Source organism: Acidovorax soli (genome assembly GCF_014207955.1).
GTDB classification, from domain to species: domain Bacteria; phylum Pseudomonadota; class Gammaproteobacteria; order Burkholderiales; family Burkholderiaceae_C; genus Acidovorax; species Acidovorax soli_A.
In genome coordinates this window covers 747,298-759,142 of the sequence record NZ_JACHLK010000002.1, presented here as the reverse complement: position 1 = coordinate 759,142, position 11,845 = coordinate 747,298, and the positions used below count along the sequence as shown (strand labels likewise).

Sequence of the window (11,845 nt, the reverse complement as noted above, 5' to 3'; positions counted from 1 at the left end):
ATTCGTTAATCTACGAAATACGAAGGAGCAAGCTATGGTTGATTCCACATCCCCCTCTGCATTCACGGCAGCCGTGGTCGGCGCCGGTCCCATTGGGCTGGCCGCCGCAGCGCACCTGGTGCGCCGTGGCCTTGGGGTAGAGGTCTTTGAGGCGGGGTCAGGCATTGCCGCCCACTTGCAGTCCTATAGCCATGTACGCCTGTTCTCGCCCTGGCGCTACAACGTGGACAGCGCGGCGCGCGCGCTGCTGGAGGGCACCGGCTGGGCCATGCCCGACCCTGAAGGGCTGCCCACCGCGGGTGAACTGGTAGAGCGCTACCTGGGGCCTTTGGCAGCGCACAGCGCACTGCAGCCGCACATCCATTTCGGCTACCGTGTGCTGGACATCTCCCGCGTTGGCTTCGACAAGCTCAAGACGGCGGGGCGCGAGCACGCGGATTTTGTGCTGCAGGTGCAGACCGCAGAGGGGGTGAAAGAGGTCCGGGCACAGGCGGTCATCGACGCATCGGGCACCTGGGGCCAACCCAATCCCATGGGCATCCATGGCTTGTTTGCCCTGGGCGAGCTTGCGGCGCAGGAGCACATCGCCTATGGCATGCCGGACATCCTGGGCTCTGGTCGCAGCAGCTACGCGGGCCGCTCGGTGATGGTGGTGGGCGCGGGCCATTCGGCCGCGGGCAACCTGCTGGCGCTGGCCGCACTGGCGCAGGACGAGCCGGGCACACGCGTGCACTGGGCGGTGCGGGGCAAGGACCTGCGCAAGATCTTCGGTGGTGGCAGTGCCGACGGGCTGCCGGCCCGCGGCGCCCTGGGCACCCGGCTGCGCGACCTCGTCGAGCGCGGGCTCATCGTCCTGCACCAGGGCTTCGGGGTGCAGGCCATCGAACGGGACGGAGGCCGCATGACCGTGCGCGCTATCGATCCGACCTTGGCTCCCGTGGAGGGAGTTGACGAAATCATTGTGGCCGCAGGCTCGCGCCCCGACCTGTCGCTGGCGCGCGAGCTGCGCACCCGGCTCGATCCCTGGATCGAAAGCACCGAGGCCTTGGCCGACCTGATCGATCCGAACCTGCACAGCTGCGGCACCGTGCGCCCCCATGGTCACAAGGAACTGGCCCATCCAGAGCCCGGCTTCTTCGCCATCGGAGCCAAGAGCTACGGGCGTGCACCCAACTTTCTGATGGCCACGGGCTATGAGCAGGCGCGCTCGGTGGTGGCCGCCATTGCCGGCGACTGGGTGGCGGCCGACCAGGTGCAGCTCGATCTGCCGCAAACGGGCGTGTGCTCGGTGGACCTTTCCGAGCCGCCAACAGGGCAGACTTACGCTGCGCCGGGTTGCTGCGGTGGCCCGGTGGTGCAAGACACGTCGGCCTGCTGCGCGCTGGACGAGGCAGAGAAGGCCAAGGGCAGCGGGGGATGCGGCTGTACTTCGGCTGCGGCGCCCACTGCGTCCAAGGCCGTCTCCTTGCAGGTGGCACCTGCCAAGACGTCATGCTGCGGCTGATACGTGCCGTCTCCATGGAATAGCCAGGAGGAATCGCCTTGCCACGCCTGACATCAGCAACCACCGTTGCCAGCCTGGGCACGGCCCAGACCCTGGCCTGGGCCTCCACCTACTACCTGCCGGCCATTCTGGCGGTGCCCATGGCGCGCGAGCTGGGGGTGTCTATCCCAACGGTGTTCGCCGCCTTCTCCTGCGCACTGGTGGTTTCCGCGCTGCTGGGACCGTACGCGGGTCGCAGCATCGACCGCTGGGGCGGCCGGCCGGTGCTGATGGCCACCAGCCTGGTTTTTGCACTGGGCCTGGCTGCGCTGGCGATGGCCCAGGGTATCTGGGGCCTGTTCGCCGCCTGGGTACTGCTGGGCGTGGGCATGGGCAGCGGGCTGTATGAGGCGGCATTTGCCTCGCTGGTGCATCTGCATGGCAAGAACGCGCGCAACTCGATCACCGGCATCACCTTGATCGCCGGCTTTGCCAGCACGCTGGGCTGGCCGCTGTCGATGTGGATGGAATCGCAGTGGGGCTGGCGCGGTGCCTGCTGGGCCTGGGCCGCGCTGCACCTGGTAGTCGGCCTGCCGCTCAACGCTTGGACGCCACGCCGACCCGAGACGGAGGCCGATGGGAAGGCCACGTTCACTGGCCCGGCAAACGGTGCCAAGGCCCCTGTCCCCGATCACGAGCCTGCGCATGCGCGCCGCGCCAGTCTGCTGCTGGCCTTCGTGTTCGCGGCCACCTGGTTCACCAGCACCGCCATGGCCTCACACCTGCCGCGCCTGCTGCAGGAGGGGGGCGCTACGCTGGCCACCGCCGTGGCTGTGGGCGCGCTGGTGGGGCCGGCGCAGGTGGCGGGGCGCCTGCTGGAGTTCGGTTTTCTGCGCCATGTGCACCCCCTGCTGTCCGCCCGCCTGGCGGCGCTGATGCACCCGCTGGGCGCCGGGCTGCTCGCGGTGGCTGGCGCCCCGGTAGCGGCGGTGTTCGCGCTGCTCCACGGCGCGGGCAACGGCATCCTGACCATTGCCAAGGGCACGCTGCCGCTGGTGCTGTTCGGGCCGGCGGGCTACGGACACCGGCAGGGCCTGCTCATGGTGCCGGCGCGCATTGCGCAGGCGGCGTCCCCATGGCTGTTTGGGCTGTGCCTGGACCGCCTGGGCGCGGGGGCGCTGTGGGTGTCTGCGGGTCTGGGGGCTGCGGCGTTTGGGGCACTGCTGGCGCTGGCTGCGCCAGTGGAGTCGCCGCAGAACACGACGGTGGCCAGGTCAGCGCGGTAGCTGCGGTCGGGCTTTGGGTGGAGAACTGCACGCCGGTAGAGGGAGCAATAGAAAGCGCAATGGAGTGCCCCAGACACAGAGCCACCAAGGCCAGGACGAGAGTTGCGGCAATGGCCAGACAAAGCGGCTTGCCAAAGGCCTTTGCGGGCCGTTTCAGTTGACGGAGGTAGTGCTGTGTGTCCATGAGATAAGTCTCCTGCCACGCGTCGCGGATGCAAAACCCTACTGAGGGTCTCCCGCTTCGTGAGCTCGATGGACCAAGGATGCCGGTGATGCTTGAAAAGGCTCCGCCCTATACCGGTTTGCCGACTTGACCCTTCACCCCCTGTAGGGTTTGACAAAGTGCCGGTCGTGACGTAAGACATTTGCATCCACCACATTTTGCGCACCAGGTTGCCAGCTCCCATGACCTCTTCGACTCGCCCTTCATTCCTTCATGTCCACCAATTCATGGCACTGAAGCCGGGGCCGAAGGTCGTGGTTCTTGGTGCGGTCCATGGCAATGAGCGATGCGGTGCCCAGGCCATTGCGCAGGTCGTGGACGAGCTGGCGGCCGGGGCCTTCTGCATCGAACGGGGCGTCCTCACGATGGTGCCGGTGACGAATCCCTACGCCTATCAGCAGCGCACCCGGCAAGGGGATCGCAACCTCAACCGCAATCTGCGTGTCAGTGCTGAGCCGACGGATTACGAAGACCAGATCGCCAACGTCCTGTGCCCGTTGCTGGACGCGCATGACGTGCTGCTCGACCTGCACTCGTTTCACACCCCGGGGCAACCCTTCACCATGGTGGGCCCCACCAACAACACCGGCACCCTGGAACCGTTCCAGCATTCGCAGGAAGAGGAGCGCCTGGTCGCGCACCTCGGGCCTCGGCGGGTGGTGGAAGGCTGGATGGATGTGTATGCCCGGGGCGTTCAGCGGCGCCAGCAGGCCCAAGCGTCTGCCAACGCGGCTCTGCTGGATACTGGATATGGCATCGGCACGTCCGAGTACATGCGCTCACGTGGCGGCTACGGCGTGACGTTGGAATGCGGACAGCATGACGACCCGGATGCGGTCGGTGTCGCCTATCGAGCGATCCGGCAGACACTCGCCCTGCTTGGGTTGACATCGCTGGCGCTCAAGCCGCCAGAGTCGGATTTCCAGGTGCTGCGCCTGGAAGATGTGGTGGACCGAGAGCACAACGATGACCACTTTGCCCAGCCGTGGAAAAGCTTCGATCCCGTGGTGGCCGGGCAAGTCATCGGGCTGCGGCACGATGGCCGCGAAGTGACCGCGCCTGCCGATGGCTTTGTGGTCTTTCCAAACCCTGGGGCGCTGCCAGGCAATGAATGGTTTTACTTTGCGCGGAGCAGCGCTCGCAGTATCGGCTGACTGCAGAGACAGGAGACTAAGCGGCAGCGCCGCCGCCCCAGGCAGCGCACTGGATGACCACGCGGTAGCCATCGGGGTCTTCAAAGCTGCGGCCTGACTGTGCCCAGTAAGGGTTGAAGGGCTGCACTTCGACAAAGCCGGCGGCGAGCATGGCATCGCAACGTGCCTGCCAGGCCTCGGGCTCCGGTACGTAGAAAACCAGCAGGTCTTCGGGCGTAGGGGCTGGCACGACCGGGTGGCTTGTGCAGACGGTGAACTCCCAGTGAAAGCCTGCACCGGGCGTGCCCAGCATGGTGCCGTCAAAGCCCGCATGGTCCTTGAAGCTGCCCAGTTGCACCAGGCCAAGGCCTTGCGTGTATTGCGCCACCGAGCGCGCCAGGTTGCTCACGGGGCGTGCCATTCGAACATGCATGGGTAAGGGACGGGGGATGGGAGAGGGGAAGGGCATCGCGACGGCATGCCCTGGGCCGCCGCGCTTCACCTTCGCGGGGCCCGGTTGTGGGCCATCGATCAGGCCAGTTCAGCTCAGCGCAGCCGCGCCTGCAACTGCGTCTCGATGCTTTCGCGTTCGGCGTTGAACTGCAGGGCCGTGATTTCGCTGGCTTCGTACTTGCGCGCGGTGGACAGCAACAGCACGGTGTTTTCCAGCCGCGTGTCCTGCTGGATGGACGGGGGCAGGGCGGTGAGGCGGTCGAAGCTCTGCTTGTAGAACTCGCTCCACATCAGCGCGCCGGCCTGGGCCTGCGCCTTGGCGCTGTCGTGCCAGCGGGCGAATTCATCGAGCGAGTTTTCGCGGGGGCTGGAGCAGGCGACGGCCAGTACAGCCAGTGATGCCGCCAGGGCGGCGATGGCACCAGGGCCCTTGCGATCAAGGTTCAGGAAACGTGGGTTCACGGTGTTCCTCCTGTGGTTATGCAGCGCCGCCGGGACGGCGTGCAAGGCCAGATGGTACTCCCGTGCTCCTCTTTTTGCCAGCAGGTTCCGCGCGGGCGTTGCGTTTGCGCCCTTTTTTGGGGGTGATTTGGCATGCAGCATGCCCATCACGGGGCCGGCGCAGGGGCGGTGGAGGGAGAAACATCCTGTGGCGACTGCACAGGAGGGCGGGACCGGTGGGCGACGCCACCATCGCCTGGGGCCTGGGTAACCAGGGTGCGTGGTGGCACCCTTGCACGTGCACCGTGTCGCGCATCCTTACTCGGGGAAACCTTGCGTGAGGATCTGCTCGACGCCGCCGGGCAGGCGGACCATGGAGTCCACCGACTGCACCATGATGTCGGGCATCAGGAGGGCTGCTGCCGCCAGGAGGGCCAGCACAACGGTCACCACAAATGCGGCAACGGCACGCATGCGGGGAGGCAGGTGGTGGAACTTCATGGCACGACTCCTGGTTGGCAAAAACAATCCGGGGTGGGGGCCTCAATGACCCCGCACCAGCCTCAATGGCCAGTGGTTTGATTTCAGCAAAGTGTCCCAGTTCCGCGTGTAAGACAACAGCGATTCATGACCTCTGTGACTGCTGTTACGGGTGGTTGCGCACTGGGGTAAAACTCGCCAGCAGCCAAGCTGCGGCGGGGGCTCGCTGGTCCACCTGCAAGGCCTGCAACAGGTGGTGCATGGCGGCGGTTGCAGATGCTTGCAAAGAGCGCATGGCCGGACCGTGGAGAGGCCAGGAAACGGCTGCGCAGGGCCGTGCGTGCATGGGCATGTAACGCCATGTGCCAGCCCGCATGTAAGTGCCCGGATGGGCGAAAAATGGGAGGAAGGAGAAGGCCGCGCATGCCGTGTCTGGGCGGGCTGCGGTGCGCGCGAGGGCCTCTCAGGCCCCGGGCGCAGCAGGGGTGTTCGCGGGGAAAAAAAGCATGGCTGCCGGGTTACGGGTGGCTAGCAAAAAAAGACCCTTCGAGACCGAGGTCCCGGGAGTCTCCCCACGATGAAACCTATTTCGTCAGAATCAGCTTTCCGAGCTTGGTGGTCTTGAGCTGGTAGACCGAGCCGTTGTGCAGGATGTTCACGACCTTGGCCGTGCCGAGCATGGTGGCGCTGTTGATGCTGCGCAGCAAGCCTGCGGCAGTCGACTCGGCCGGTGCCGGGGCCACCACCGCTGCCGTTGCCTGGTCGGCAGCGGCCGACGCGCGCTGCGCCACGGGGCGTTGCAGTCGAAGGACGGGGCGGGGCATTGCGAGTGTCGACATGGTGTGCAGGCTTGGGTTGGTTGGTAGGCGTGGTGCTGTTCTGCGGTATGGGTGAAGTATAGGGCATTAAATGAGAATGTGTCTCATTAGCCTTTGAAACAATAGGTAATTCCGCAGGCGATGGCGCGGCCTGCGGGCCTGGGTCAGCCAGTGGCCCGGCGCAGGGGGCCAAGACCGTAGGTCTCGCCAAACTGCTGCGCCGGCATGGGGCGTGCAAACAGGAAGCCCTGGCCGTCGTGGCAGTGCTCGCTGCGCAGGCGCTCATGCTGGGCCTCGGTCTCCACGCCCTCGGCCGTGGCCTGGAGATCGAAGCTGCGCACCATGTCGAGAATGGCGCGCACCACCGAGGCCTCGCGCCGCGACTCCAGCATGCCTTGCACGAAGCTGCGGTCGATCTTGATGCGCGTGAGCGGGTAGGTGGTCAGCAGGCTCAGCGAGGCATAGCCCGTGCCGAAGTCGTCGAAGGCGATGCCCACGCCCTGTTCGCGCAGTCGGCGCAGCATGTCGGGCACCACGTCGTCGTGGTCGAGCACGATGTTCTCGGTGACCTCCAGCTCCAGCGCATCGGGCGGCAGGCCATGGCGCGCCAGGATGTCCATGACCTCGGTGGCCAGGTCGCCCACACGGAACTGTGCGCCAAAGAGGTTCACGCCCATGCGCAGCCCCGGGGCGCCGTGGCGGCGCCAGTAGGCGGCCTGGGCACAGGCTTCGTCCAGGATCCACGAGCCCACCCGGGCAGCCAGGGGGCCGCCTTCGAGCGCTGGCAAAAAGGCCGCCGGCGCGAGCAGGCCGCGCTGGGGGTGCTGCCAGCGGATCAGGGCCTCTGCGCCCGAGAGCGAGCCGTCCTCCAGCAGCACCTGGGGCTGGTAGTAGAGCACCAGCTCGCCGTTGTCCACCGCGCGGTCCAGCTCCATGCCGTACAGCCGCCGTGCCACGGCCGCCATGCGCAGCGCAGGCACGAAGACATGGCTGCGCCCGCGCCCCTCGGCCTTGGCCTGCGACAGCGCCAGATCGGCATTGCCCACCAGCTCCAGCGCCTCGTGCGCCTGCAAGGGCGCCACCGAGACCCCGCAACTGGCGCCCACGCGCACCTCGTGGCCGGCGATGGCAATGGGCTGGTGGATGGCGCCGATGGCGCGCTGGGCCAGCTGGTTGGCGGCCTCCACATCGTCCACGCCGGGCAGCAGCAGGGCGAATTCATCGCCTCCCAGCCGGGCGGCGATGGGGCCGCGGCTGCGGTGCGCCTCGAACAGGGCATGGCCTGCCAGCCGCGCCAGGCGCCGCGCCACCTCTTGCAGGATGCCATCGCCCACGGCGTGGCCCAGGGTGTCGTTCACGTCCTTGAAACCGTCCAGGTCGAGCATCAGCACGGCGGCTGCAGGCTGCGGCGAGGGGCTGAGCAGGGCGTCCTGCACGCGGCGGTAAAAGCAGCTGCGGTTGGCCAGCCCGGTCAGCGGGTCACTGCTGGCCTGGCGGCGCAGTTCGTCCTCTTCGCGCCGCTGGGTCGTGAGGTCCTTGAGCACGGCCTCGAAGCGCAGGCGGCCGTTGTGGCGCCAGATGAACAGCGAGATGCCGAGCAGGAAGTGCGTGTAGTCCTTGCGCCGCCCGCACACCTCGGTGGGGATCTTCAGGTCCTGCATCGAGGCCGCCTCCACCGCACGCGCAATGCCTTCGCGCAAGGTGGCATGCTCCTCTTCGGCCAGCAGCAGCTCCAGCGGCTGGCCTACGCATTCGGCCGGGTGGTAGCCATGCAGTGCGGCGGCCGCGGTGTTGATCGCCACGATGCGCCGCATCTCGTCGAACCAGACGACCGGCGTGGTGGAGTTGCCCGCATACTCGTCGAACGAGGGCCGCGTGCGCTCGGACGAGGTCTCGATGCGGTGCAGCTCCAGCCGGTCGGAGGCCATGCGCGCGAGTTCGCGCAGGCGTTCCTGGTCTTCTTCTCCGAAGTCGTCGTGGGGGCGGTCATCGAGCACGCACAGCGCGCCCATGGGGTGGCCCTCGGGCGAGCGCAAGGGCACGCCGGCGTAAAAGCGCACATTGGAGGGGCCGGTGACCAGGGGGTTGTCGTGGAAGCGCTCGTCCTGCCAGGTGTCGGGCACGACCATCACGCCATCCTGCGCGATCGCATGGGCGCAGAAGGAGACGTCGCGGCCCATGTCCACCTGGCCCACCCCGGTGCTCGCGGCAAAGAACACGTGGTCGCTGCCGATCATGTTCACGGCCGATACGGGCATGCCGAACATGCGGGCGGCAATGCGCACCACCGGGTCCAGGCTGGGCAAGGCCTGTTCGTCTTCGAGCCCATGGTCAGCCAGCGCCTGCAGCCGCGCCTCCTCGGTCGGCAGGGTAGGGGGGCACTTCATGTGAGCCTCCAGGTCAGGTGGCGCACGCCTCCGCCCCCGGAAACGCACGCCCCATCCCCCGAAAATAACCGCCTGCCAAGCCCTGTGCTGTAAGACGGCGCTGACAGAACCCGCGCGGTTCCGTCGAAAGGGGATATCTGCCTCAGCTTCTACCATGGGCCGCCCAAAACACCGCCACATTTATTGCCAAGGCGAGGGGTGCGGGATTTCCGCCGGGCCGCGCGTGCTGCGGCGGCTGGCGCGCCGAAAAATGACCGCCAGAAGCCCTGGTCGCCCCATGTGCAATTCAAAGCTGGCAAAGGCACCCGTGTTTCGAATAATGCCTGCAGCTCATACAAGAAATGCGAGGGAATCGACCATGGCACGGCGCAACCGAAGCAGTCCCCTGGAGGGGGTGATGGACCTCGTCGCCCTGTTGCCCTGGTGGGCCGGCGTGGGGCTGGCGCTGCTGGGCTACCTGTTGCTCAGCCAACTGGCCGCTGCCTGGGCCCAGCCGGTGGTAGCCCACCCCGGCCAGACGGGCGCGCTGGTGCAGGGCGCACTGCTGGGTGCTCTGGCCACCCTCGGCCAGTACGTGGTGCCCGTGGTCTGCCTGGCGGGCGCTGCCCTCTCGGCCTGGCGGCGCCACCAGCGCCGGGCCCTGGTGGATGCCGTGGCCCATGCCCCGGCCGCAGGCACCATCGAGGGCATGTCCTGGAGCGAGTTCGAAATGCTGGTGGGTGAGGCCTACCGCCTGCAGGGCTTTCAGGTGACCGAGACCGGTGGCGGCGGGCCCGATGGCGGGGTGGACCTGGTGCTCACCCGCGGGGGCGAGACCTTCCTCGTGCAGTGCAGGCAGTGGCGGGCATCCAAGGTGGGTGTGGACACCGTGCGCGAACTCTTTGGCGTGATGGCCGCACGCGGTGCCACGGGCGGCTTCGTGGTGACCTCGGGCCGCTTCACCAACGAGGCCAAGCTCTTCACCCAGGGGCGCAACCTGCAGCTGGTGGACGGGCCGCGGCTGCTGGCCATGCTGCAGCAGGCCCAGCAGTCGCGCTCGGCCGTGGCGGCGGTCATCGCGGCCCATGGCGGGGTGCACCACGCGCCGGTCGCCGCACCGGCAGCGGCCCCGGCCCGGCCCGCCATGCCCGCTGCGGCGGGCGCCCCTGCGCCCGCCACTGCACCTGCTCAACCCGGCTGCCCCAAGTGCGGCAACGGCATGGTGCGCCGCATCGCGCGCACCGGCAGCAATGCCGGCGGTGCCTTCTGGGGCTGCTCCAGCTTCCCGGCCTGCCGCGGCGTGCGGCAGGTGGATTGACGCAGAGCGGCCGTCCAGGCGCCGGTGGCCTGGTGGGCGCGCGCCTACCGGCCCGGCGTCTCGCCCGGCCAGGCCTGCTTGTAGGCGCCTACCAGGTGCTCGCGGGTGTTCTTGTAGGCGTCCCAATCGAACTTCGCGAGAAAGCTGTAGGCCGCTTCGGCGCCGCGCCGGAACAGGTCGTGCTTGTCGGCCGGGCCCATCTCGAAATTCAACCAGTCGTGGTCGGCCGTGTCGATGTAGGTGACCAGTTGCTTGAAGTCGGGGTTCTTGCGCAGGAACTCATAGTCCAGGCAATGGCGCGCCGAGTTGAAGGTCTGCGTGACCAGCTTGGACAGCTTGTCGATCGCATGGCTGCGGTCGTCCCACTGCAGTTTCACGCCGAAGGTGGGGCGTGTCGGCACCTTGCGGGTGTTGTGGAATGCATCGATGGGAAAGTTGGACAGCACGCCGCCATCGATGAAGCAGGCCTGTGCCGGAGGGAAGGGCGGCTTGCGGCCCGGGTCCAGGTCGCGGTCGTTCATGCCCGCCTTTTCCCGCCACAGGGTGAGGTGCGCCGGGTTCCGGATCCGCAGCGGCAGCTTGTAGGGCTTGAAGAACACGGGGATCGACATCGAGCAGCGCACGAAATCGGCCGGGTTCACCGCGTCCGGTGCGTCCCAGTAGAGGTCGGCCATGCGCGGAAACTCGACCTTGGTCTCGGTGGCGATGTCGGCCGTCACAATGCACAGGTAGTCGCTGGACGGGCTCAGCGGTGCCAGCTCGGGCTGATTTTCCAGCTGGGATGCACGCTGCGGGCTGCCGGCTCGCAGGTGCCAGCCCTCGGGGGTGGTGGCCATGCGCTGCCTGAGCTCAGCGGTCGTGCGAATGCCGGCTTCGGCCAGGGTGGAGACCAGCCATGCGTGGAAGCGGTCACCCCGGTTCAGCCCCTGTATTTCCTGGAGGTTGTCCAGCACCTGCATGCCCGTCCAGAAGCCCTTGCCGATCCCGGGCCGTTTGAGCATGGCACGGATGAAGTCCTGCGCATCCTTGTCGCCGTCTTCCTTGCCATCCATGAAGTCCACCATGGGAATGTCGGCCAGCATCTGCACCAGCCGCTCGGCCTTGGCCTGGGCGGGCGTGCCGATGGCTGCCAACACCAGGGCGGTGATGGAGCCCGCCGAGGCGCCACCCAGGCCCACGAAGCGCAGTCCCGCCTTCTCGAGGACGTGGATGTAGCCCGCAAAGGCGATGCCCAGCACGCCGCCGCCCTCCATCACCAGGTCGACATACTGGTGCCCGCTGCTGTCCAGCACATCGCTGTAGCGCCGCTGGTCCAGCCCATCGGCCTGCACCAGCTTGACCACATGCTCGGCCGCCGCGAAGAAATCGTCTGCTGCCAGTCCCATGTGTCTTCTCCTGTGGGATTTCAAAAAAGGGGCGATTGCTGCCCAGGCTTGTACAGGAGGACCGCGGTCCGATCCATAGTGCAAATGGTGGAGCGCCGCCCACCGTTCGCTTTTTGGCGGGAACGACACCGCTTGGAGGTGCTGTCCGACAAGCTCGGAGCCTGCCACCGGGTACCTTCAGGCACCCACCTTGAGGAGCATGCCGTGACCACCCAACCCCCGCCCGCCACTTCCGTCCGCCGTCCTGCCGGCGAATTCCCGCAGCCCGTCTCGCCCTGGGAGAGCCGCGGTCTTCTGTATGCGGAGGTGGCGGGTGCCCTGGTGGTGCTGGCCCTGGTGCTGGCCAACAGCATGGAGCCGGGTTTCTGGCGCGCCCAGACCCCAGGGGTGCAGGCGCAGGCCGCGCCGGCCACGGCGCTGGCAACGGTGGGGTCTGCCGACTCCTCTGAGTAGGGACTG

The 11,845-nt window shown here is 67.4% G+C and carries 11 protein-coding genes; 5 read left to right on the top strand and 6 right to left on the bottom strand.

The genetic code is table 11. The annotated features are described in order from the left end of the window. Window positions 1-34: 34 nt before the first annotated feature. The 3 genes from HNP48_RS07935 to HNP48_RS07925 all read left to right on the top strand — a co-directional run bounded on the left by HNP48_RS07935 (window position 35) and on the right by HNP48_RS07925 (window position 4,146). Window positions 35-1,504 (top strand): NAD(P)-binding domain-containing protein, encoded by a 1,470-nt coding sequence (locus HNP48_RS07935; RefSeq protein WP_184856335.1) that lies wholly within the window; start codon window positions 35-37, stop codon window positions 1,502-1,504. Between the two features lie 38 nt (window positions 1,505-1,542). Beyond that, window positions 1,543-2,769, top strand: coding sequence for an MFS transporter (locus HNP48_RS07930; RefSeq protein ID WP_184856334.1), 1,227 nt, complete (start codon window positions 1,543-1,545; stop codon window positions 2,767-2,769). A gap of 450 nt (window positions 2,770-3,219) precedes the next feature. Further along, entirely contained in the window at window positions 3,220-4,146 is a 927-nt protein-coding gene (locus HNP48_RS07925; protein WP_260420134.1) for a succinylglutamate desuccinylase/aspartoacylase family protein, read from the top strand. Between the two features lie 16 nt (window positions 4,147-4,162). On the opposite strand, the gene HNP48_RS07920 is transcribed toward HNP48_RS07925, so the two are convergent. The 5 genes from HNP48_RS07920 to HNP48_RS07900 all read right to left on the bottom strand — a co-directional run bounded on the left by HNP48_RS07920 (window position 4,163) and on the right by HNP48_RS07900 (window position 8,704). Beyond that, entirely contained in the window at window positions 4,163-4,558 is a 396-nt protein-coding gene (locus HNP48_RS07920) for a VOC family protein (RefSeq protein WP_184856332.1), read from the bottom strand. Between the two features lie 113 nt (window positions 4,559-4,671). Continuing rightward, window positions 4,672-5,040 (bottom strand): hypothetical protein, encoded by a 369-nt coding sequence (locus tag HNP48_RS07915; protein WP_311773815.1) that lies wholly within the window; start codon window positions 5,038-5,040, stop codon window positions 4,672-4,674. Between the two features lie 297 nt (window positions 5,041-5,337). Continuing rightward, window positions 5,338-5,520, bottom strand: a complete 183-nt coding sequence (locus tag HNP48_RS07910; protein WP_184856331.1) for a hypothetical protein — start codon at window positions 5,518-5,520, stop codon at window positions 5,338-5,340. Window positions 5,521-6,083: 563 nt separating this feature from the next. Next, entirely contained in the window at window positions 6,084-6,338 is a 255-nt protein-coding gene (hemP, locus tag HNP48_RS07905) for a hemin uptake protein HemP (protein ID WP_260420133.1), read from the bottom strand. 143 nt (window positions 6,339-6,481) lie between these two features. Then, complete coding sequence (locus HNP48_RS07900; protein ID WP_184856330.1) at window positions 6,482-8,704, bottom strand: bifunctional diguanylate cyclase/phosphodiesterase; 2,223 nt, start codon at window positions 8,702-8,704, stop codon at window positions 6,482-6,484. Window positions 8,705-9,062: 358 nt separating this feature from the next. Between HNP48_RS07900 and HNP48_RS07895 the strand changes: the two genes are divergently transcribed. After that, window positions 9,063-10,001, top strand: a complete 939-nt coding sequence (locus tag HNP48_RS07895) for a restriction endonuclease (RefSeq protein ID WP_184856329.1) — start codon at window positions 9,063-9,065, stop codon at window positions 9,999-10,001. A gap of 44 nt (window positions 10,002-10,045) precedes the next feature. Here HNP48_RS07895 and HNP48_RS07890 read toward each other — a convergent pair whose 3' ends face one another. Continuing rightward, window positions 10,046-11,386 (bottom strand): patatin-like phospholipase family protein, encoded by a 1,341-nt coding sequence (locus HNP48_RS07890; protein WP_221480116.1) that lies wholly within the window; start codon window positions 11,384-11,386, stop codon window positions 10,046-10,048. A 204-nt stretch (window positions 11,387-11,590) separates the two neighbouring features. Between HNP48_RS07890 and HNP48_RS07885 the strand changes: the two genes are divergently transcribed. Continuing rightward, window positions 11,591-11,839: a hypothetical protein gene (locus HNP48_RS07885; protein ID WP_184856328.1), complete on the top strand. Its 249-nt coding sequence runs from the start codon at window positions 11,591-11,593 to the stop codon at window positions 11,837-11,839. The last annotated feature ends 6 nt before the right edge of the window (window positions 11,840-11,845 follow it).

Coding starts and splice junctions, on each gene's coding strand:
- HNP48_RS07935 (WP_184856335.1), top strand. CDS start 35: ATGGTTGATTCCACATCCCCCTCTGCATTCACGGCAGCCGTGGTCGGC.
- HNP48_RS07925 (WP_260420134.1), top strand. CDS start 3,220: ATGGCACTGAAGCCGGGGCCGAAGGTCGTGGTTCTTGGTGCGGTCCAT.
- HNP48_RS07920 (WP_184856332.1), bottom strand. CDS start 4,558: ATGCATGTTCGAATGGCACGCCCCGTGAGCAACCTGGCGCGCTCGGTG.
- HNP48_RS07910 (WP_184856331.1), bottom strand. CDS start 5,520: ATGAAGTTCCACCACCTGCCTCCCCGCATGCGTGCCGTTGCCGCATTT.
- hemP (WP_260420133.1), bottom strand. CDS start 6,338: ATGTCGACACTCGCAATGCCCCGCCCCGTCCTTCGACTGCAACGCCCC.
- HNP48_RS07900 (WP_184856330.1), bottom strand. CDS start 8,704: ATGAAGTGCCCCCCTACCCTGCCGACCGAGGAGGCGCGGCTGCAGGCG.
- HNP48_RS07895 (WP_184856329.1), top strand. CDS start 9,063: ATGGCACGGCGCAACCGAAGCAGTCCCCTGGAGGGGGTGATGGACCTC.
- HNP48_RS07890 (WP_221480116.1), bottom strand. CDS start 11,386: ATGGGACTGGCAGCAGACGATTTCTTCGCGGCGGCCGAGCATGTGGTC.